A 20247-nucleotide genomic window follows, 5' to 3' on the forward strand; every position below is an offset into this window, starting at 1 on the left:
GAGGTATTAGCAAACTGCTATAGAGGTATTTTACCCAACACCATACTACTTCTTGTGGATGCAGTAGAGACGCTCCGCCGGCGCGTCTCTACATTATTTTCACTCCAATGGATCAACACCCATATCAATTACTATTTTACGCAGTAAGGCAATTTGCTCACCAAAATCTAACTGCTTGATTGCTTCCAGTATCTGCGCACCATCGCGAGAGATTTGATAGCCCGCTGGCATCGGAACGACATAACCTTTAACCATTAATTCTGATAATTCATACCAGAAAGCTAACTTAGTATTAGCGCTGAGTGTACCATAAGAACGAGAAAATTCAGTATTTTTCTGCGCAGCCAAGTCACGTATTACCTGTAACTGCTTGTCATGAGACATCTGTTTAATTTGATTCAGTAGACCATTAGCTAACTGCAAACGCGCAGCGCCTGTGGCAGCTGGTGCGATTGAACGTCCCATTTCAGTATACGCAAACCAAAGTACTGTCAACTGGTCATCTACCAAAAGGCTCTTGAACACAGTGGCGATAGAAGTTACGCCATCACCAGTCGGAATGCGATGATGAAAAGCTTTGTTCAAACGGCTTTGTGCTGGATCTGTTGTGAAAGTCATGATAGCACCACAGTCAATTAGTTAAATACGCTCTTGACAATTGAGAGGTTGGTATCATTTCTAGTTGCTTTACCTCTTGAATTACATTCTGCATACTTTCTTAATAAATGACAAATAAAATTTATAAATACATTAAGTAATAAAATGAAACATGGGTATTGACTACAGTGTGTACAATAGAGAAGCAATATGCTGGGCAAATTTACGATAAGATAAATGAATCAATTATCCCCACTTAGTAGCAGTGAGGTAAAACAAAAAGCACTCTTGTTAGGATTTCATAAAGTTGGGATCGCTGCTGTAGAAGGATTAGAGGCAAAGGTATCCCAAAGGCTACAAACATGGTTATCAATGGGGTATCATGCTGATATGGCATGGATGGCAAATCCCAAACGTCAAGATTTGAAGATGGTGATGCCAGAAGTGCGATCGCTCATTTGTGTCGCCCTCAACTACTACACTCCGAAACTTCGTCCTACCGATAACTCATACGCCAAAATCTCTCGATATGCTTGGGGAAGAGATTATCACAAAGTCCTGCACAAAAAACTCAAGGCTCTCAGTAATTGGCTACAAGGATTTGGTCAAGGCATTCAAGCACGGTACTATGCAGATACTGGTCCAGTGCAAGATAAAGCATGGGCGCAAACAGCCGGAATTGGTTGGATTGCCAAAAATGGGAACGTAATTACCAGAGAGTATGGCTCTTGGGTATTTTTGGGAGAAATTTTGACAAATCTAGAATTGACAAGCGATCGCCCACATACAGAACATTGTGGTAGTTGTACTCGTTGTATTGAAGCTTGTCCGACAAATGCAATTACCAGTCCATTTGTCGTTGATGCCAATCGGTGTATTGCTTATCATACAATTGAAAATCGGGCAGAAAAATTGCCACCCACAATCACACCTCATATGCAAGGCTGGGTAGCAGGTTGCGACATTTGCCAAGATGTTTGTCCTTGGAATCAGCGTTTTGCCCAAGAAACTGATGTTGATGAATTTCAACCTTACCCTGGGAATATTGCACCATTACTGGTAGAATTAGCGGAAATCTCAAATGAAGAGTGGGAGCAAAGATTTCCAGCTTCGGCATTACGGCGGATCAAACCGGAAATGTTACGACGGAATGCTCGTGCGAATCTTGACGTATTTCACGCGGAAGAATGAGCAAAAAAGCAATTATTTTTGACTTTGATGGCACAATCGCAGATACAGTAGATGCTCTCGTCAGTATTGCTAACCGTTTGGCTAAAGAGTTTGGGTATACACCCATTTCTTCAGAGGAACTTGCTATACTGAAAAATCTTAGTGCTAGAGAAATTATTAAACAATCAAAAATTCCTCTTTTTAAAATACCCTTTTTGGTCAAAAAAGTAAAAGCGGAATTGAAAAATAAGATCAAAGAACTCAAGCCAATAGCAGGAATTCAAGATGCATTAATAGAACTTAAGAGTGACGGACATAAACTGGGAATTATAACTTCTAATTCTAAAGATAATGTAACAGCATTTTTCCAGGTAAATAACTTAGATAATTTATTTGACTTTGTTTATTCAGGAGTAACAATTTTTGGTAAAAATACGATAATTAATAATGCTTTAAAGCAACAGCAAATCAAATCTCAAGACGTTATTTATGTTGGTGATGAAACTAGAGATGTAGAGGCATCAAAAAAGGCAAATATTAAAGTAGTTGCGGTAACTTGGGGATTTAATTCAAAGGAAGTGCTAGCTAGGCAAAATCCAGATTTCTTGATTCAAGAGCCTATGGAATTACTGAAGGTGATTGAGGGGTTGAGTGTTAATGGAATTGAAAATTAATCATGTCGAAATCTGAGCGGAAGAAAGGGGCATCTGTGAGATTTTCCCGTCGGGGATTTTTGCAGGGAGCGACGATTGGTGCTGCTGCTGCTAGCAGTGGTAATTTGTTGAAGGGAGAGAAAGCGGCGGCAACTAGTGATGGTTTTTATCCAGCAACAAGTACTCCATCAACAGAGTTTGATTTCACTCGGCAATCAGGTGCGCTACAACCAGATGCGGTTGTAGATAGTGCTTGTCAGTTTTGCAATTCGCTTTGTCGGTTGAAGGTGCATGTTAAAAATGGCAGAATTATTGATGTGTTGGGTGAACCGGATGATCCAGTACAGGCAGGTGGTTTGTGTATTAAGGGTCCAATGATGACCCAATTGGTGTATAATCGCTTCCGGTTGACTCGTCCGATGAAGCGGGTGGCTGGTGAGAAGGGTTCACCAGATTCTCAGTTTGAACCAATTTCTTGGGATGAGGCACTGCAAACTATTGCGAGTAAATTTTTAGCATTGCGCGATGCAGGGGAAGTGAGGGCGATCGCCAACAAAACTTCTGGTAGAATGCCACGAGGTACGGGTTCTTTGATCGGACGCTTTTTTACACTTCTTGGTAGTCCTAATGATACAGATGTGGGACCGGTGTGTAATGATGCAGGTGGGAATGCACTGGCATGGACTTTTGGATTAGGCAATTTTACTAATGGTTATGGTTTGGATGGCGCAACTGGTAAAGAGGATTTGGGTTCTGCTAAGTACTTTCTATTTTTAGGTACTAATCAAGCAGAAACTCACCCAGTTACTTTTGCCTATTTGCTACGTAGTCGGGCAAAGACTAAGGCTAAGTTAGTTGTTGTCGATCCCCGATTAACTCCGACAGGCGCACAAGCAGACGAGTGGATTGCACCAAAGCCGCATACCGATCAAGCGCTTGTTCTGGCGATGCTACATCATATATTAATGAATAACCTACACGATGCTGCTTTTGTGCAAAACTGGGTGTTGGGTTTTGACGAGTTGAAAGCTCATGTGAGTAAGTTTGGTTATACTCCTGAATGGGCAGAGAAAGTAACAGGAGTGCCAGCTAGTAAAATTAAACAAATTGCCCAAGAGTATGCAAGGGCAAAACCTGCTGCTATTTTTTGCAATGCGGGGATTTCTCACCAGCTAAACGCTTTCGACACCTATCGCACGCTGGCATTCTTAGCTGCCGTGACTGGAAACATTGGTGTCAACGGCGGAGGATGCAATTTTATGCACAATACTTGGCCTGGTGGCTTGAATTTACCACCTCTTGAGGGAACTGTGCCGAAAAAGGATACGGCGTTACCTGTTGGACCAGACTACTTTGCTGAGTCAATTTTAACACAGAAGCCTTATCAACTCAAGGCGATCATTACTGCAGGGAATCCCCTCATCGGTAGTGCCAACACGGCTAAGGTTAAAGAAGCTTTCCGCCAGTTGGAGTTTTACGCCTACACTGGTTTGTTTATGGAAGAAGCAGCTTATTACGCTGATATCATTTTACCTGTGTGTAGCGGCTTTGAGATGGAAACAGTGTACATGCGTCGGGACGATCGCGCAATTCGCTGGCAAAATCAGGTGATTCCTCGCGTAGGTGAGTCTAAACCAGACTGGGAAATCTGGATTGATTTAGCTCACACCATTGCTAAGTTGGACAAAAAGAATCCACCAACCTACTGGACAGCGAATTTTCCCTTGGAGTGGAAAGACTACCGCAACCTGTGGGCAACCTTTGTCAAGTATACTTTAGGAATGGGCGGTATGACTCAAGAGCGTTTGTCCAAGCGAGCAGAACCCTTACGTTGGCCATGTCCTTCTTTAAATCATCCTGGTGTTAGCACTCTATATTTGGATCATCCCTCTTGGTATGAGGTAGTTCAAGCGCTTACTCCCAAGAATACTGTCGGTGGGAGTCAAAAGGCGCAAAAGAATCAGGGCAAACGGTTCCTCACTCCCAGTGGCAAAGTTGAAATCTATACCCCAGACTTAGAGAAAAAATTAGCTACAGCCGGACACACAGCTTTACCCATATTTTACACCCATCCTGAGGTGACTGGTAAAAATCCTACCATTGAGTATACAAAGGAGTTGATCCAAAATCCAATCAATCCCCAAGCGGTGACTCAAAAAGTAAAACTAGGAAAAATCTCTTCTGGCGAAGTACACAAGGATTACCCATTAATGGGTATGAGTGGCAGACCGAGTGTGGTACATTTCCATTCGGTGACACACTGGACATATACTGGAAAGCAAATGAACGGCGTTCGTTTGGTACAGATTCACCCTAAGGTAGCACAGAAGGCGGGTATTCAGAATGGGGATACCATTGCTGTAGAAAGCCCCAGAGGCTCTATTACCGGAACAGCACAAATTTGGGAGGGTATTCGGGAGGATACAATCTTTGTACCGCATACATTTGGACCGATGCAAAAAATGGCTACAGAGCTAGGTACTCCTTACTATGAGCCTACCAATGTGTTGCTTAACGACCAGTTTTACGATAATCTCTCTGGTCAGCAGGCTTATAAGTGCTTTGCTTGCCGAGTCAGGAAAGTTTGATCGCATCTACTTCATAGTTTGTTATTTCTTCAGTTTCAACTTTGTTTGACTCTTTAGTGGTTTCTAGAAGTTGCATTTATCAGTTTGGGTAAGCGATTTTGCAGAAGTTCTAGACGTTGAGCCAGTTCATTTTTAAGTGTAAACTACTAATGATTATAGCTTTTAAAATTAAATTATACACACAATAGCGCCTCCTTGTAGATGAGCAAGAAAGCGCGAATTCCTCTAGGGCTTTGCTTCAGGCAGATTTTCAGTTGAGCGAGGCTCCTGAGAAATCGGGCATTGATCTGTAGCCTCAGATTCATTTGTAGCCGGCTCGTCTTCCGTCTCATTCTCGTCCTTGAGCAAGTCGTACACAACCCCCAAAGCAACGATAACTGCTAGCATTGGAGCATACTGTGGAAATGTGATAAAAATCACGATAATTTCCAGCAGTGTTTTGATAGCCTCTAAACTTTCCATGATTGGTTTCATGTGTGATGTGGACAATTTCATCCTCAAATACTGCTGTCAAAGTGAGTGTCAGAGGTTTGCCTGAGATGTTTTCCGACATAAGTCCGACAAAAAACCGACATCAAGAAAACTACTGCCTTGATTAGGAGTTATGCCGCGATCGCTTAAGGTTGCCTCACAATACATTAAAAAAGTTAAAGCTGCCCTTCACCGTAATGGCTTTCCACGCCAGCAGAATTTGGCTGAAGACTTGGGAATGTCTAGAGATACCGTCAGCAGGTTTCTCAATGGCAAGCCCATTAGTTATTTGAATTTTGAGGAAATTTGCCAGAAGTTAGGGTTGAACCTGCAAGAAATTGCTGATTTTGAGACTGAGGACAATGAGATTTTAGAATTAGTTAGTAGCGTTGAATTTATCTCAGAGCAGCTGCTTAGTTATGGGGAACTCTCGGATACTCAGTCCACTACTAATGAGGTAGAAGCGTTACCACCAAAACCTCATTTACTCTTTGACTTACTGCTGCAAATGGACTTTAAGCAACAGGTGAGCTTAGTAAAAAAAGTCATGGAATTGCACCGCATAGCAGGCTTCCTGGTTCATGGTGAACCTTACTGCGGACAACAACTTTTGGTTACTCGGTTATTCAGGTTGAAGCCAAAGTGGAAGAATATATCACCAATCAAGATTGACGTTAGTCACAACGGTGTAGGTAGGAGTATCCCTCACTTATGGCGACAACTTACGTCTTGGTTTGGTTTGCCGAAAGATGCTGAACCAAACCAGATTATCGAAAAGGTTTGCGATCGCCTTTTGACTCAAGATGTGATTTTTATTTTTTACACCGTAGATTATATGCAGCCGAAGGTTCTGACAGAGTGGCTTCAAGCATTCTGGGAACAGCTAGTGGCAACAGTAGAACCATCCCCTTCGACTCAAAGGGATACACACCTGTTAATGTTTCTAGTAGATAATAGCGGCAGCGTTTGTCAATCAAACATTCTGCTAGCACAACAATTCAATGAACCAGATTATCCCCGGATTCCCTTGCACTTGCCACCAGTTGCTCCGTTTCCACTAGATGTCTTGGATGATTGGATTGATACGGTGACGGCAATGCAAACGGTACAGATACCTGCTGGGTTAACCTCCCAAATATTGTTAGAGAAGTCCAATAACGGTATTCCCCAAGATGTATATGAAGAAATTTGCTGCCACTGCGGTCATAATTGGGAAGGAGAATTGGCAAAATGGCTGATTTAGCAAGTGTACTCGCCGCCAGTGGCAAGCTGTTCTACAGTGGCAAGCCAATCTCACCACAGGAGCGCCAACGGTACAAATCCCCTTACTTGCCATCGCCAGAACTAATCAACGCCGTTAACCTTGCCATATTTCTAGAAAAACGTCCCTTGTTGCTCAAAGGTGAGCCTGGATGTGGTAAAACTAGCTTGGCGCAGGCGGTAGCTCACGAACTGGGCTTACCTTATGAGTCTTGGTATATTAAGTCTACAACTAGGGCGAGAGATGGACTATATACCTACGATGCCGTAGGTCGTTTGCACGATGCTCAACTTGTTGGTACGGGGAAACAGAGTAATTCCAAAGTCGATAATTTAGATAATTACATTAAACTGGGACCGCTAGGACGTGCCTTTAAAAATGAACAGCGCACAGTAGTGCTGATTGATGAAATTGATAAAGCTGATATTGACTTTCCTAATGATTTGTTGCGAGAGTTAGATGAGCAGCAATTCAGCATTGATGAAACAGGAGAAGTGGTAAAGGCTTCTGCTTCCCCCATCCTGTTCATTACCAGTAACGACGAGAAAGATTTACCGGATGCGTTTTTGCGGCGTTGTCTGTTTCATTACATTCAATTTCCATATGCACAGTTAACTGATATTGTCAAGGCTCACTTTCTTGAATCGTCCCCTAATTTAGTGGAGGCAGCAGTGAAGCGTTTTAAGGAATTGCGGCAGAAAATGGAGAAGGGCAAATCGGGGAAAAAGGTAAGTACCAGCGAGTTGCTTGATTGGTTTGCGGTGTTGCGTCAATTTCCTCAAGATGAGGTGTTGCGGCTGCTTGAGGGAGAACTGCCTTTCCCTGAAGTTCTGCTTAAGAAATGGGAGGATCATCTGCGGTATCTGAAGTATGAAACTTGAAGAACTACCACTGCTAGATATTTTTAACAGCCTGCGCCAAAGGCATGGTTTGCCGTTGGGGGTTGATGAATATCTGGTGGTATTGCGTAGCTTGCAAGTTGGTTTTGGTATCGGTAGTCGTCAGGAATTAGAGCAGTTGTGCTGTTTGGTATGGGCAAAGTCTGAAGAAGAAAGTCGTTTGATTCGACGGTTGTTTGAGCAGATGTGGAAGCAACTCGAATCGCACTTTGTTAATTCCACCTCATCTTCACATAAACAGGAAAATTGGCAGGGTTTCTCTGCTGACACACTAACATCTGAAACATCTTTACCTGATGAGCCGTTGCCTGAGTTAGAGACACATCCCAGTCTCACCCCAGAACCAGTGCAAACTGTCCAAGCTGTGCGCAGCAGTCGGCGGGATAGAGAACTGAAACGTCCCCGCTATAGCTTGTTAACTGAGTATTTTCCCGTTACCAAACGGCAGATGAAGCAAAGCTGGCGTTATCTACGTCGTCCGGTGCGCCAAGGAGTACCGATAGAGTTGGATGTAGAAGCGACGGTGGCAAAGATAGGGCGTGAAGGCATTTTACTCGAACCCGTGCTAGTGCCGCCCCGTACCAATCGCACTGACTTGGTGCTGCTGATCGACAAAGAAGGCTCAATGGTTCCCTTTCACGGGCTTTCACGGCAGTTGGTGGAAACAGCGGAGCGGGGTGGAAGGCTAAGAAACACCCGTGTATTTTACTTTCATGACTATGCTGATGAATACCTGTATCGTCATCCCGCGTTGCTAGATGCCCAACCCCTGACTGAAGTGTTGGAGGAGATTGGAGAAAGGGCGGCGGTGCTAATTGTCAGTGATGGGGGAGCAGCACGGGGAAATTTTGACCCTGAGCGGGTTGAACGTACACAGGAATGGATTGAGCAGTTGCAGCAGTCGGTGGGTTATTGTGCATGGTTAAACCCAATGCCTAGTGAATGCTGGCGTCATACCACGGCTGGGGAAATTGCCCGTTTGCTGCCGATGTTTGAGATGAGTCGTCCAGGTATGAATGCGGCGATTAGCTTGTTGCGGGGCAAATATATCGCATGGGAGATGATGTACTCATGGCTGATGTAACGGCTAACATTAACCAAGCCCGTGCAATGCGAGTTGCTGTTAATCGGATCGAAGGGTTTGCCAAGCAATTTGGGGAAGCACACCGCAACCTAGCTCGTCACGCGGCATTTCCCTTGGTACTTACCCCTGATTTGCTCTACCAAATTTGGGCAAATTTTGTCCCCGAAGCTCCTTGGACAGCGGTAGCTCATGTACTGCTGTCGCGCCTATGTCGTCAAGTGGGCTATGAGATGTATGAGATGGATATTACAGATCGCAATCTGTTGCTGAGGGAATTGAAGAAGCAGTTTGGGCAGGAGCGATTTGACGAACTGGGTGAGTTTCTGCTGGATTATGTGGCGCAGCGGCTCACTGATGACGATCCGGATACACAGGATTTAGCACAAGCTCAGGAGTGGACGGCGTTGGTTTATACCAAGCCTGTAGAGGCAGCGCGGGAGTTGGCACAGGCGTTAAGTGCGAGGGTGAAGCAGGAGGATATGGCTGAGGTGTTGCGCTTAGCCTCTTTGGTAGAAACCCTTGCGGAGCCGTTGGTGGAGATGGGATTTGAACCTTTACTGGTTTACAGTCGTGGGATGAAGAGCTTTGTTAGCGATGATTTGGATAGAGCTGCAAAGCAATTCCGTCAGCTGCCTCAACAGGGACGTAGAGTACAGGTTGCCGGAGTAAGTTTAGATATCCCATCAGCAGCACCCATCCCTCCCATGCCAGTAGCAGAACCAGAATTACCAGAAGGACAGGTGGATTTAACTTCGGCGTTTTATGTGGAGCGATCGCCAATCGAATCTCGCTGCTACGAGGAAATTTTGAAGCCAGGAGGTTTCATCCGAATCAAAGCGCCCCGGCAAATGGGTAAAACATCTCTCATGATGCGGATTCTTGATAAAGCTTCACAACAAGGTTTCCTAGCTGTACATTTGAACTTTCAACTGGCAGATAGGAAGGTTTTTGCCAATTTGGAGCAATTCCTCCACTGGTTTTGTGCCAGTGTGGGACAGAAACTGGGGTTACCCAACAAGTTAGCGGATTACTGGGACGAGATTTTGGGTAGTAAACTTAACTGCACCGTTTATTTCCAGGAGTATCTCCTAGCACAAATCAACCAACCTCTGGTTTTGGGATTGGATGAAGTCGATTTAGCCTTCCAACATCTGGAAATTGTCGCTGACTTTTTTGGACTGTTACGCGCTTGGCATGAGGAGGCAAAAAATCTAGATATTTGGAAGAAACTGCGGTTGATTTTGGTGCATTCTACAGAAGTTTATATCCCCCTGAACATTACTCAATCACCAATGAATGTGGGCTTGGCGATTGAGTTACCGGAGTTCAACGCCGAACAGGTGCTTTCTTTAGCACAAAGACATGGACTCAATTGGAGTTCTACCCAAGTTGAACAGCTGATGGCGATGGTAGGAGGGCATCCATATCTAGTGCGGGTGGCGCTGTATCAAATTGCGCGGAGTGAGATGACGCTGGAACAACTACTGCAAATTGCCCATACAGCAGAATTTCCGTATAGCGACCATCTGCACCGCCATTTGTTAAACCTGGAGGAAAATCAAGAACTGCTGGCAGCAATGAAGCAAGTAGTTGCCGCAATTAATCCAGTAAGGATAGACTCAAGGGCAGCGTTTAAGTTACGCAGTATGGGGCTAGTGAAATTCAGGGGCAATAATGTCCAACCTTTGTGTGACTTGTATCGGCATTATTTTCGTAATAGGCTAGACTACAAACACTTAAATGAAGAAGTTTACGAAAATTATTTCCAAGTCGGGGGTAGTCTACGGTTTGATACCCCAAGCTATGTAACACGGCAGGCAGATCAAGACTTGTACGAAGCGTTGAAGGCAAGAGAGTTTTGTTATCAACTAGGCTCGCGGCAGATGGGAAGATCTAGCTTACGGGTGCGAACTAGGGAAAGGTTGCAAGCTGAAGGAATTGTTTGTGCTGTAATTAACTTAACAACAATTGGTAGTCAGCAGCTTACACCAGAACAGTGGTATGGGGGTGTAGTGAGAAGTTTGGTGAGTCGTTTTAAGCTTTCAGAAAAGTTTAATTTGCGGAGTTGGTGGCGCGATCGCGATCGCATTTCTCCTGTACAGCGATTGAGTGAATTTATCGAAGAAGTTCTGCTTGTTGAGATTTCTCAACAGATTGTCATTTTTGTAGATGAAATTGATAGTGTTTTCAGCTTGAATTTTTCGATTGACGATTTTTTTGCTTTGATTCGTGATTGCTATGATCAGCGTGCTAATAAGCCAGAATATAATCGCCTCACTTTTGCAGTACTGGGAGTAGCTACTCTCGCCGATTTGATTCAAGACAAAAAACGCACGCCGTTTGATATTGGTCGAGCGATTAAACTCAATGGCTTTACTCTGCATGAGGTTCAACCTTTAGCTCAGGGATTGGTGGAAAAGGTAGACAATCCCCAGGCTGTGCTTAGAGAGGTGTTGTCCTGGACAGGTGGGCAACCTTTTCTCACCCAAAAGCTTTGTAAACTTGTCAGCAATTCCGAATATCCCATTTCCGCAGGAAGTGAAGCACAGAGGGTGGAGCTGCTCGTGCAAACACAGGTGATTGAGAATTGGGAATCCCAAGATGAGCCAGAGCATCTGAAGACAATATGTGATCGCCTTCTGCGGAGTGGGCGCAGCAGCCAGATGCTGATACTCTATCAGCAAATTTTACAACAGGGCGAAGTAGTAACTGATGACAGTCCCGAACAAACGAAATTGTTGCTGTCAGGATTAGTTGTCGAGCAGCGTGGCAAGCTAAGAGTTTATAACCGCATTTATAAGAGTGTATTTAACGCGGCTTGGGTTGACTTGGTGATGGCGACAACAGGTATGGCATGAACTCAACAATCGCACTAGCGGTCAAGTATAGTATCACGGATTTAACAACAACAGTTCAACTAACCACTAAAGTTTGATCGCTACCACCTCTCAATAACTAGCGATCGCTCCCTCAAGTTTTTACGGATACCGTTTTTGACTAATCAATACTTGACGCTCAAGTATGCGATTGGGAGCATTCAACTTAAGTAACCTTACAGTAGCTTGACCTATCTGAGTTATGCTTTCAATTCTGGCATCATGAAGAGAAAAATGCTCATCCCAAACCTGGCGACGGGGATTAAACAATGGAGTAATTTCTTCACTTACTGGGTCTATTGTAGCGAAATCAGAACCTTTATGACGGTTACAAGATAAACAGGAAAGAGCCAAATTATCAGCACTGGTTTGACCTCCGTGTTTTAGGGCAATAATATGATCCACTTCATGACTGTAAATAGAAACATCTTGATGAATCAAGCAATATTCACAGCGCCCCGAAGCCCTTTCAACAACTAATCGCCGGAGTTCGGCTGGAATTTAACTAGAAGTCATTTATTGAATAGCAGAATAAGCTTTTGCTTTGAGTAAAATCATCAGATGTTCTAGCTGCTCGTAAACATCTAATTCTGCCACTTCCATATGAGTCAACTTTACTTCACGATTTTTTTCTAGTAAGGTTTGTAGGCGAGTTTGAGCAGAAGTTGAAACTTTAAAAGCAGTAATTTCTTCTGGAGTTGGACCCTTAATTAAGAAGTCAAGAACTTCTTGATAAACAGTAGGAATATCTGTATAATTTGATATTACCTCACTTTCAATTTTGTTTGACTCTTTAGTTGTTTCTAGAAGTTGCAAAAGCAGTTCGGGTAAGCGATTTTGCAGAGGTTCTAGACGTTGAGCCAGTTCATCAGGAATTTGAATTGTTACTTCTGCCATTATTGTTCGTCATTGACTTTCTAGTTGCACCTTAGCATGTTTCTTAGCGTGAGTACAAAGTGTGCCGTAGGTATTCACCCACAATCGACCCTCCCTCTCCACAAAAAGCGATCGCCCACAGTCAAAACCACCTCTTTACAACCAACTATCGCCTATCTTAAAAACTACCGCTGATAAAAAGAACGGGCAAAATTTAATACTTCCCACTGACGTTCCTCAGATAAATTGGAGAGCGCAGCCACAAGCTGTTGCGATACTGATAACCAACTTTTAGTTTTTGCCTTCCACACGACAATAAATTTGTCAGGCGATAGCGTACATAGTGCTAAAGTTTCTCCGTTTTCATTGGTAAACTCTACTTCATAATGATTATCGTCGTAACACTCTACGATTGTTCCTTGAACTCCTGCACGGAGATTATCTTCAGGCATATCCACCAGCAATTCAATTACATCATATAGTTCTGGTTCACTCATTGTCTCCTCCGTATATAAAGCGTTACCAACCTGGCTGTATCACTTTGATGTTCTACTATCCATGCTGTACGCACTATTTCGCTACTGTGCCGAAGTGCGATCGCACTCGCCTACCAAAATGCGCTCATACTTGGGTGTAAATTATAAAATTGTAGTAGACTCAAATCCGTTAGGAGATTCGTCATGTCTCTCAATATTGAGGATTTAGAAAAACTGCAAGCTCAATTAACTGAAGCCCATCTTGACTACCAGATGGAGCTAGTCGATGGGAAGATAATCATAATGGGACTATCAGACTACCTTTCAGAAGAAGTAATTGCCAGATTAATGTTTTTCCTGCAAAGCTGGGTACTGAGCCGTAATCTGGGGCGTATCACAGGTTCAAGTGCAGGATTTAGGCTACCTGATGGCAACTTACGTGGTCCTGATGTGTCTTTTGTTTCAGCACAACGCCTGCGTCAAAGCCCCCGTACTTTTGCGCAGATAGTTCCTGATTTGATGGTAGAAGTAAAATCATCCACAGACCGAATCAAACCTCTTCAAGAGAAAATCCAAGAATTCCTCAAACTGGGGACACAAGTAGGGATTCTAATTGATCCAGATAAAAAGACTGCTACTATTTATCATTCTACAGGAGAACCCACTGTACTAGGAAATGATGATATTTTGACTATACCAGAATTACTACCAGGTTGGGAACTACCAATTTCTCAATTGTGGCCTCCCGTATTTGAATAAGTAAGTGAAATTAAATATAAAATAAACTTTACGTTCGTAGTACCCGACTAGAGCGTAGGGGTGTTGGTTATAAGCACTAAAGTGCTTACTACAAACTTCAGAATTGTCTTCACCTGCGCTACTTAGATCGGGATAATTAGATTGAGGATGTGCTATTAGGTAAAAGTACAATGAAGTTTAGGTTAAACAATCGGATTTGGGCAAGTGTAGTGTGCGTATTGCTTGGGGTAGTGATTTGGATTGCTTCTCCTGTTGGTTTGATACCACAAGCTTTAGCACTTGACTACAACAAAGAAAGCTTGATTGAGGGCGATTTTTCGGGGCGTGACTTAACAGATTCCAGCTTTTCCCACGCTAATCTACGCTACAGCAACTTTAGTCACGCCAATTTGAGCGGTGTTAGTTTCTTCGCTGCTAACCTTGAATCGGCAAATTTTGAAGGAGCCAATCTGACTAATGCTACTTTAGACTCGGCTCGGATTATCAAAGCTAACCTCAAAGACGCAGTGTTAGAGGGCGCTTTTGCTGCTAACGCCAAGTTTGATGGTGCGATTATTGAAGGGGCAGATTTTACTGATGTGCTGCTGCGTAAAGATGAGCAAAACAAATTGTGCAAGGTAGCAAAAGGCACTAACCCAGTTACTGGGCGCGACACCCGCGATACTTTGTTTTGTCCGTAGTTAAAGATTTTTGAAAATATAACCACAGATACACACAGACAGAAGTGTATTATTTGTGTGTATCTATGTTCATTTGTGGTTTAATTAATCTACCTCGAAAAAGTTTCGGGAAGTAGTAAAATTTTATATAATTCTCATATTATGAGTACTTCCCACCTAAAAAAATCTGCTAAATCCTACCGTCGGCGCGAAAATGACTGGCGGCTATTTTTGCGTCTTGTACCTTATGCTCGTCGTAGTGGAAGAGTACTGGCGCTATCAATGTTTTTACTTATACCAATTGCTGTGGCTAACGCGGCGCAACCTCTACTGATTGGACAAGTGATATCCTTGGTACGTAATGAACCAAGTACATACACGTTTCTTGTCAATCGTCCACTATCACAGGGGCTAAATATCCTCGAAGTATTGTTACTATTCACGGTGGTGATACAACTGACTTTGACTGGCACTCAAGGTTATTTGGTACAGAGGGTAGGACAACAAATCACGGCGGCAATTCGTCAAGATTTATTTCATCATGTCACATCTTTAAGTGTAAGATTTTTTGACCGCACACCTGTAGGTAAGTTAATCACTAGACTTACTAGTGATGTGGAAGTGTTGGGAGATGTTTTTTCTACGGGAGCGATCGGCATTGTATCAGATTTATTGTCGATGCTGGTGATTGTCGGCTTTATGCTGTACACAAAATGGGAACTGGCTTTGTTACTGCTATTAATTTTGGTTCCTGTCACCAGCTTGATTGTTTTGTTTCAGCAGCGATACCGTCAAGCTAATTACAAAGCTAGGGAAGAACTTTCTGGGCTGAACTCTCAGCTACAAGAAAATATTGTTGGCATTAATATAGTACAATTGTTCCGGCGAGAAAAGTTCAATGCCGAGTTGTTTCGAGTTACTAACCAACGTTATGTTAAAGAGGTAGATGAGACAATTTTTTTTGATTCGGCAGTTTCGGCAACACTAGAATGGGTTGCTCTCGTTGCAGTGGCAGGTGTTCTTTGGATTGGTGGCTATTTTATTTTAAAAAAAGAATTGACTTTTGGGATATTATCTGCATTTATATTGTATGCCCAAAAATTCTTTGACCCTTTACGGCAGTTTGCAGAAAAATTTACCACAATTCAAGCAGGTTTTACCGCGATTGAGCGTGTGAGCGAAATTTTAGATGAACCAATCGAGATAAGCGATCGCAGTAATCCCAGGTTCTCAATTTTTGATTTGAAATTAGGATACATTGACGAGCTAACTGATAATCCTGCCCATATCAACAATACCAGACCGGCATTGGGAGAAATTAAATTTGAACACGTCTGGTTTGCCTATAAAGATGACGACTACGTAATTAAAGACTTAGACTTCACCATTCACCCAGGTGAGAAAGTAGCATTAGTTGGTCCTACTGGTGCAGGTAAGAGTTCTATTATCCGTCTTTTGTGCCGCCTTTATGAACCTAGTAGAGGACGTATTCTTGTCGATGGCGTAGATATCCGAGAAGTACCCCAAGCAGAATTACGAAGATACATGGCAGTAATTTTGCAAGAAGGTTTTTTGTTTGCTGGTGATGTGAAAAGTAACATAACTCTGGGCGATAGCTACGAAGAAGAAGAAATTACTGCCGCCGCCGAGAAAACCAATGTTGCTCAGTTGATTGAACAACTACCACAAGGCTATGAGACTCAACTTAGGGAGAGGGGTACAAATCTTTCGAGCGGACAAAAGCAACTTTTAGCATTTGCCCGTGCAGCAATTCGCAATCCACAAATCTTAGTACTAGATGAAGCGACGGCTAGCTTGGATGTGGGGACAGAAGCTTTAATTCAAGATGCTTTAGATGAGCTTTTAGTCGAACGTACAGCTATTATTATCGCTCACCGCTTATCGACAATTCGCGATGTGGATCGAATTTTCGTACTCAAGCGCGGAGAATTAATCGAACAGGGAAGTCATGAACAGTTGCTGCAGCAAGGGGGACTTTATGCGACGCTACACAATTTACAAATGTTGGGAACTTAGATTGTGGTAGAAGTACGCCTTGTAAAACATGAAGAATTAAATGATATGTTTTACCAAAGGTGGCTGGTGTTGAGAGCACCTTTGGCAATGCCGTTGGGAACTGAGAAAGACTTGTATGAAGATAGTGCCTTTCATCTAGTTGCCCTTAACGGCACACAAATTATTGGCTCGGCAAGACTGCGATTACTTTCTTCTGAGTTGGGCAGCATTGCCTATGTTGCTGTACTACCAGAATTCCGCAACCAAGGTATTGGCTCTCAACTCGTAAGAAAATCGCTCTTCATCGCTCAGCAAAAAAATCTGTCGGCTGTAAGATTGATGTCGCGCCCTAATGCCATTAACTTTTATCAGCGATTAGGATTTGTTTCTGAGGGAAAAGTCTTCGAGTATCTGGGCTTGAGTCACGTTTTCATGTACTACAAGTTTCTGGTTGGCGCTTGAGAGACTAGCTACAGCGTATTTAGGAAAAACATATTCTTGTTTTGCCTTGCAAGAACCCTTGATTTGTAGCTTTTTCGTGTCATATTTGATCAAGCTAGCTTGGTAGGTGTACAATTCACCATCTGGTTTTTCTAAAGTTAGTTCAGCTTGAATGGTATCGTTATCTAAGTTTTCTTCGATGATTCTTGCTGCAACTTTGTAGTCAAACCAATCCCATCCGTGCTGTAACATGATTTCTCGTTCTAAAACTTGTAGCTCAGATGACAGAATTCCCCAACCTCGATAAACTTTATTCAAGCATGTGATGTTGCCAGTACGGGTTAATATTGAATTGAATGAATCTGCATCCAATACGCCGTAGTATCTTCCTTCTGGCAAGTCGATGGCTGTTGGTGCAAATCTATGTCCCCCAAAGTGGCTGGATTTCCAAATTCTGACGTTATTTATGCCTAAATTAGCAACAGCGTTTGCTGCTTGGTGGTAAAAGGGAGTACCGTATCTGGCACAGCACATGTCAACACTGCCGTGGGTACATATTAATATGTCTCTGGAAGCTTTTGTCTCTACTTGCTCGTCAGAATTTCCATTCTTTAACCATCTTCTCACTACTGTTGCTACTTGCTCAATATTTTTTAGCTTGAATTCCAGCTTGCGATAGCCGTTTCCTAATCCATCTTTTCGATGGTAAATTAACAGGGTTGTACTGTCTGCTTTGTGTGATACACTATTAGCAATAAGTAAAAATCTTATTGGTAGTTTAGCTTGTTTTACTTCCTCTACCAATGTCCGCAAGTTCTCAGAAACCCATTTGGAGTTGAAAGTTTCACCTAGCCACGGTTGAGGACACTCAACTAATATATAAGTTTGATGATTGCTGGCACTGCCAATAATATCTTCTCCTGCTTGTTTTGAATGGTCGGAACAAAAGAATGTGTTCATTTATGGTATACTGAGTAGGTTGAATTGAATACAAAAGGATATTACAAACAGAGTTGTGCTAATTGTTAATTGCTATAAACCATTAACAATTAACTATCAACAAAAATGATGCCCTCGACTACCAAACGAGATAACAAAGGAAGAATGTCTATTTCCCAGTCATAATCTGGTAGCCACTTGAGCACATCATTTCCAGTAAACGTCTGTGTGGTGAAGATTTTCTCCACAACAGAAATTGGTATCCCTTTAAGAGATACTTCCTTCCCGGCAACGGTAATTTTGTACCCACTACCATCTGACAGTTGGGAAAATCTTACTCGCTGAAATTTAGGATTAGTGAACTTTGTTTCAGCGCCGTTGGTAAAAATATTAAACCCTGCTTGAAACGGTAGAGAGTAGCGGGCTATAGGTTGGCATAAGCTATCCAAATAGCTTATATACTCATCATAAATATCGTTGGCAGCAAGATGTTTATTTAATTTATCTACCAAACAATATAAACTTTTTGCTGTATCCTTCTCTACACCTATAGGCAGACTTTTTCGCCAATCTTCTTGTTGGCGTAATTGACTAACTACCCATTCGAGAAAATCAATTCCCGTTCGGCAATGCACTCCTAAAGTTAAATGTAAAGAAGGTTCATTTTGTGCGATCGCATAATGCCAATGTCCGCGTGGAATGTAAAGAACATCACCTTTATTTAGAGTACAAGTTAAATAAGGTTCTCCTTCTGGCGGCGGCAAAGAAGATGATTTTTGCTCAACTAAAGGATACTTAAATGTATCTGGAAAAACATACCATTTCTTTGTGCCATCTATTTGTAAGATAAACACTTCATGAGTGTCGTAGTGAGAAGAAAAACCTTGTTTGTGTGGCCATGAACAGTAGGCATTTACTTGTACACCACAACCTAAATCATATTTTATCTCAGAAGCAAACGTAGCTAATTCGGGAATTAGTTTATGTACCCCGTTAAGGATGAGAGTCGCACCTTCTTGGCAGTGCTTGATGGGATTTTCATTTGCGCTTTCATCTAAAACTTTTTCATCTAACGCCAATCGCATCTCTGGGTATTTGAAATGGTGAAAGTTCACCAAGTATGTGAGTTTTTCCCAGGAAAACAGATCGGCAAATTTATTTCCTCCTTCATTAGGTATAAATACTGCAAGGTTTGTCCAGTTCTTGGTTAAGAATTCCTCGACACTATATGGTTTTAATATATCTCTTAAAGAGCGCATGTTGCCAATTATTATCAATAATTACCGAAAAAATAAAATCAACTAAGAATGAGGAGTAAGGGTGAATTGTTTAATACCCCTTTACTCCTCAGTTATAACCTAGATGCTATAGATTGGCAATTACTCGTTGGTAAGATCGCCACCATCAGCATCAGAATTTAACTGAGCGGTAGTATTTTTACTCAATGATTGCAGGGTCAGTTCCTTAACTTGTACTTGAATTTTGCTGGTACGCAACTGTTTTTGGGTAGATTGTGCAAATTGCTTTGACATATTTTGACTCCGATAGTAAGCACCCAACTACCAACTAAATCCTTGACTAGGATATCAGGGTTTAGTCTGGTTGTCTGCATTGACTGTAGCTGAAGTCAATAACAAAAGCAACCATTTGATAATAATTGTTGTTTATGATAAAATTGCAAATCCATAGAAATTACTGGTAGCTATGGCGATCGCGTCTTTCCATTTTCATGCAGAATTGAATGATTTTTTACCACCCCACAAACGGCTTGGGAGAATAGAGCATTTTTTCGCAGAGAAAGCTTCAATCAAGGACATGATCGAATCCTTGGGTATCCCCCATCCCGAAGTTGATTGTATTGAAGTCAACGGGGAAGCAGTAGATTTTTCCTACATCGTGCAAGATAGCGATATCATTAAAGTCTATCCAAGCTCGTTTCGGGCAGTCACTACATCTACTATATCTGTCCGACCAAAACCGTTAAGTGTAATTCGCTTCGTTTTGGATATTCATTTAGGTAAGCTGGCAACATCTTTGCGCCTGTTGGGCTTTGATACGTTGTACCGCAACGACTACGAAGACGAGGAATTAGCCCGCATCTCCAGCACCCAAGAACGAATTCTGCTCACCCGTGATAAAGGTTTATTGATGCGGAGTGTGGTGCAACATGGCTATTACGTTAGACATACAGATCCTCAGTTACAAGTGCCAGAAGTAATGCGACGCTTCGATTTGGTTAAGTTAGCATCGCCTTTTAAACGGTGTTTGCGCTGTAATGGGTTGCTAGAAGCTGTGGCGAAGGAATCTGTGATTGACAAACTACCGGAAACGGTTAAATCTCAGAATAATGATTTTCATCGCTGCTGTGACTGTGAGCAGGTTTATTGGAAAGGTTCCCATTATGAACGATTGCAACAGTTTATTGACACGCTAATGGATAATGGCTAATAGCTAATCGCAATTAACAAGCTCGCATTCTGAC

Annotated in this window: 20 protein-coding genes and 1 pseudogene; 12 read left to right on the forward strand and 9 right to left on the reverse strand. The window is 42.5% G+C overall.

From position 1 onward, the window contains the following. Nucleotides 1–99: 99 nt before the first annotated feature. Nucleotides 100–618, reverse strand: a complete 519-nt coding sequence (locus ICL16_RS15905) for an orange carotenoid protein N-terminal domain-containing protein (RefSeq protein ID WP_190829404.1) — start codon at nucleotides 616–618, stop codon at nucleotides 100–102. Nucleotides 619–834: 216 nt separating this feature from the next. On the opposite strand from ICL16_RS15905, the pseudogene queG reads away from it, so the two are divergent. The 3 genes and pseudogenes from queG to ICL16_RS15920 all read left to right on the forward strand — a co-directional run bounded on the left by queG (nucleotide 835) and on the right by ICL16_RS15920 (nucleotide 5008). Beyond that, nucleotides 835–1810: pseudogene (queG, locus tag ICL16_RS15910) on the forward strand (tRNA epoxyqueuosine(34) reductase QueG). Continuing rightward, nucleotides 1785–2441 (forward strand): HAD-IA family hydrolase, encoded by a 657-nt coding sequence (locus ICL16_RS15915; protein ID WP_190829408.1) that lies wholly within the window; start codon nucleotides 1785–1787, stop codon nucleotides 2439–2441. The pseudogene queG and the gene ICL16_RS15915 overlap by 26 nt, the downstream one beginning before the upstream one ends. A 2-nt stretch (nucleotides 2442–2443) precedes the next feature. Beyond that, nucleotides 2444–5008 (forward strand): molybdopterin-containing oxidoreductase family protein, encoded by a 2565-nt coding sequence (locus tag ICL16_RS15920; protein ID WP_190829410.1) that lies wholly within the window; start codon nucleotides 2444–2446, stop codon nucleotides 5006–5008. A gap of 225 nt (nucleotides 5009–5233) precedes the next feature. Here the strand turns inward: ICL16_RS15920 and ICL16_RS15925 are convergent, their stop codons facing one another. Next, complete coding sequence (locus ICL16_RS15925; RefSeq protein WP_190829412.1) at nucleotides 5234–5503, reverse strand: hypothetical protein; 270 nt, start codon at nucleotides 5501–5503, stop codon at nucleotides 5234–5236. 109 nt (nucleotides 5504–5612) lie between these two features. Here ICL16_RS15925 and ICL16_RS45685 point away from each other — a divergent pair, with 109 nt between their 5' ends. Genes ICL16_RS45685 through ICL16_RS45690 form a run of 4 tightly spaced genes read left to right on the forward strand, consistent with a single transcriptional unit; the run spans nucleotide 5613 to nucleotide 11581 of the window. Then, nucleotides 5613–6722, forward strand: a complete 1110-nt coding sequence (locus ICL16_RS45685) for a helix-turn-helix domain-containing protein (RefSeq protein ID WP_190829415.1) — start codon at nucleotides 5613–5615, stop codon at nucleotides 6720–6722. Continuing rightward, nucleotides 6710–7621, forward strand: coding sequence for an AAA family ATPase (locus ICL16_RS15935; protein ID WP_190829416.1), 912 nt, complete (start codon nucleotides 6710–6712; stop codon nucleotides 7619–7621). The genes ICL16_RS45685 and ICL16_RS15935 overlap by 13 nt, the downstream gene beginning before the upstream one ends. Further along, nucleotides 7611–8723: a hypothetical protein gene (locus ICL16_RS15940; RefSeq protein WP_190829418.1), complete on the forward strand. Its 1113-nt coding sequence runs from the start codon at nucleotides 7611–7613 to the stop codon at nucleotides 8721–8723. Before ICL16_RS15935 ends, ICL16_RS15940 begins: the two co-directional genes overlap by 11 nt. Continuing rightward, nucleotides 8711–11581: an AAA-like domain-containing protein gene (locus ICL16_RS45690; RefSeq protein ID WP_238360795.1), complete on the forward strand. Its 2871-nt coding sequence runs from the start codon at nucleotides 8711–8713 to the stop codon at nucleotides 11579–11581. Before ICL16_RS15940 ends, ICL16_RS45690 begins: the two co-directional genes overlap by 13 nt. A gap of 120 nt (nucleotides 11582–11701) precedes the next feature. On the opposite strand, the gene ICL16_RS15950 is transcribed toward ICL16_RS45690, so the two are convergent. The 4 genes from ICL16_RS15950 to ICL16_RS47710 form a co-directional block, all read right to left on the reverse strand. Beyond that, a complete protein-coding gene (locus tag ICL16_RS15950) occupies nucleotides 11702–12040 on the reverse strand; it encodes an HNH endonuclease (RefSeq protein WP_337907022.1) in 339 nt (112 codons plus the stop codon). A 75-nt stretch (nucleotides 12041–12115) separates the two neighbouring features. After that, nucleotides 12116–12496: a hypothetical protein gene (locus tag ICL16_RS15955; RefSeq protein ID WP_190829420.1), complete on the reverse strand. Its 381-nt coding sequence runs from the start codon at nucleotides 12494–12496 to the stop codon at nucleotides 12116–12118. A gap of 164 nt (nucleotides 12497–12660) precedes the next feature. Further along, the gene (locus ICL16_RS15960) at nucleotides 12661–12972 is read right to left on the reverse strand and encodes a DUF4926 domain-containing protein (RefSeq protein WP_190829422.1); all 312 of its coding nucleotides are present in this window, start codon (nucleotides 12970–12972) and stop codon (nucleotides 12661–12663) included. Beyond that, nucleotides 12969–13073 carry a DUF6883 domain-containing protein gene (locus tag ICL16_RS47710; RefSeq protein WP_420485282.1) on the reverse strand — a complete coding sequence of 35 codons (105 nt, stop codon included), beginning with the start codon at nucleotides 13071–13073 and terminating at the stop codon, nucleotides 12969–12971. Before ICL16_RS47710 ends, ICL16_RS15960 begins: the two co-directional genes overlap by 4 nt. 82 nt (nucleotides 13074–13155) lie before the next feature. Here ICL16_RS47710 and ICL16_RS15965 point away from each other — a divergent pair, with 82 nt between their 5' ends. The 4 genes from ICL16_RS15965 (at nucleotide 13156) to ICL16_RS15980 (ending at nucleotide 16847) form a co-directional block, all read left to right on the forward strand. After that, the gene (locus tag ICL16_RS15965) at nucleotides 13156–13710 is read left to right on the forward strand and encodes a Uma2 family endonuclease (protein ID WP_190829424.1); all 555 of its coding nucleotides are present in this window, start codon (nucleotides 13156–13158) and stop codon (nucleotides 13708–13710) included. 170 nt (nucleotides 13711–13880) lie between these two features. Next, nucleotides 13881–14390 carry a pentapeptide repeat-containing protein gene (locus tag ICL16_RS15970; protein ID WP_190829426.1) on the forward strand — a complete coding sequence of 170 codons (510 nt, stop codon included), beginning with the start codon at nucleotides 13881–13883 and terminating at the stop codon, nucleotides 14388–14390. 141 nt (nucleotides 14391–14531) lie between these two features. Next, the gene (locus tag ICL16_RS15975) at nucleotides 14532–16406 is read left to right on the forward strand and encodes an ABC transporter ATP-binding protein (RefSeq protein ID WP_190829428.1); all 1875 of its coding nucleotides are present in this window, start codon (nucleotides 14532–14534) and stop codon (nucleotides 16404–16406) included. 3 nt (nucleotides 16407–16409) lie between these two features. Continuing rightward, nucleotides 16410–16847 (forward strand): GNAT family N-acetyltransferase, encoded by a 438-nt coding sequence (locus tag ICL16_RS15980; RefSeq protein ID WP_337907024.1) that lies wholly within the window; start codon nucleotides 16410–16412, stop codon nucleotides 16845–16847. Here ICL16_RS15980 and ICL16_RS15985 read toward each other — a convergent pair. The 3 genes from ICL16_RS15985 to ICL16_RS15995 form a co-directional block, all read right to left on the reverse strand. Next, a complete protein-coding gene (locus ICL16_RS15985) occupies nucleotides 16761–17786 on the reverse strand; it encodes a sucrase ferredoxin (RefSeq protein ID WP_190829430.1) in 1026 nt (341 codons plus the stop codon). The two genes, ICL16_RS15980 and ICL16_RS15985, sit on opposite strands and share 87 nt — an antisense overlap. Nucleotides 17787–17875: 89 nt before the next feature. Next, entirely contained in the window at nucleotides 17876–19024 is a 1149-nt protein-coding gene (locus ICL16_RS15990; protein WP_190829432.1) for a cupin domain-containing protein, read from the reverse strand. A 120-nt stretch (nucleotides 19025–19144) separates the two neighbouring features. Continuing rightward, the gene (locus tag ICL16_RS15995) at nucleotides 19145–19297 is read right to left on the reverse strand and encodes a hypothetical protein (protein WP_190829434.1); all 153 of its coding nucleotides are present in this window, start codon (nucleotides 19295–19297) and stop codon (nucleotides 19145–19147) included. Nucleotides 19298–19469: 172 nt separating this feature from the next. Here ICL16_RS15995 and ICL16_RS16000 point away from each other — a divergent pair, with 172 nt between their 5' ends. After that, nucleotides 19470–20213 carry a Mut7-C RNAse domain-containing protein gene (locus ICL16_RS16000; RefSeq protein WP_190829436.1) on the forward strand — a complete coding sequence of 248 codons (744 nt, stop codon included), beginning with the start codon at nucleotides 19470–19472 and terminating at the stop codon, nucleotides 20211–20213. Nucleotides 20214–20247: the final 34 nt, after the last annotated feature.

Origin of the sequence: Iningainema tapete BLCC-T55 (genome assembly GCF_014698965.1) — a bacterium.
Taxonomy (GTDB): domain Bacteria; phylum Cyanobacteriota; class Cyanobacteriia; order Cyanobacteriales; family Nostocaceae; genus Iningainema; species Iningainema tapete.

Excerpts from the sequence above, each read along its gene's own strand:
- ICL16_RS15905 (WP_190829404.1), bottom strand. The coding sequence starts at position 618 with ATGACTTTCACAACAGATCCAGCACAAAGCCGTTTGAACAAAGCTTTT.
- ICL16_RS15915 (WP_190829408.1), top strand. The coding sequence starts at position 1,785 with ATGAGCAAAAAAGCAATTATTTTTGACTTTGATGGCACAATCGCAGAT.
- ICL16_RS15920 (WP_190829410.1), top strand. The coding sequence starts at position 2,444 with ATGTCGAAATCTGAGCGGAAGAAAGGGGCATCTGTGAGATTTTCCCGT.
- ICL16_RS15925 (WP_190829412.1), bottom strand. The coding sequence starts at position 5,503 with ATGAAATTGTCCACATCACACATGAAACCAATCATGGAAAGTTTAGAG.
- ICL16_RS45685 (WP_190829415.1), top strand. The coding sequence starts at position 5,613 with ATGCCGCGATCGCTTAAGGTTGCCTCACAATACATTAAAAAAGTTAAA.
- ICL16_RS15935 (WP_190829416.1), top strand. The coding sequence starts at position 6,710 with ATGGCTGATTTAGCAAGTGTACTCGCCGCCAGTGGCAAGCTGTTCTAC.
- ICL16_RS15940 (WP_190829418.1), top strand. The coding sequence starts at position 7,611 with ATGAAACTTGAAGAACTACCACTGCTAGATATTTTTAACAGCCTGCGC.
- ICL16_RS45690 (WP_238360795.1), top strand. The coding sequence starts at position 8,711 with ATGGCTGATGTAACGGCTAACATTAACCAAGCCCGTGCAATGCGAGTT.
- ICL16_RS15955 (WP_190829420.1), bottom strand. The coding sequence starts at position 12,496 with ATGGCAGAAGTAACAATTCAAATTCCTGATGAACTGGCTCAACGTCTA.
- ICL16_RS15960 (WP_190829422.1), bottom strand. The coding sequence starts at position 12,972 with ATGAGTGAACCAGAACTATATGATGTAATTGAATTGCTGGTGGATATG.
- ICL16_RS15965 (WP_190829424.1), top strand. The coding sequence starts at position 13,156 with ATGTCTCTCAATATTGAGGATTTAGAAAAACTGCAAGCTCAATTAACT.
- ICL16_RS15970 (WP_190829426.1), top strand. The coding sequence starts at position 13,881 with ATGAAGTTTAGGTTAAACAATCGGATTTGGGCAAGTGTAGTGTGCGTA.
- ICL16_RS15975 (WP_190829428.1), top strand. The coding sequence starts at position 14,532 with ATGAGTACTTCCCACCTAAAAAAATCTGCTAAATCCTACCGTCGGCGC.
- ICL16_RS15985 (WP_190829430.1), bottom strand. The coding sequence starts at position 17,786 with ATGAACACATTCTTTTGTTCCGACCATTCAAAACAAGCAGGAGAAGAT.
- ICL16_RS15990 (WP_190829432.1), bottom strand. The coding sequence starts at position 19,024 with ATGCGCTCTTTAAGAGATATATTAAAACCATATAGTGTCGAGGAATTC.
- ICL16_RS15995 (WP_190829434.1), bottom strand. The coding sequence starts at position 19,297 with ATGTCAAAGCAATTTGCACAATCTACCCAAAAACAGTTGCGTACCAGC.
- ICL16_RS16000 (WP_190829436.1), top strand. The coding sequence starts at position 19,470 with ATGGCGATCGCGTCTTTCCATTTTCATGCAGAATTGAATGATTTTTTA.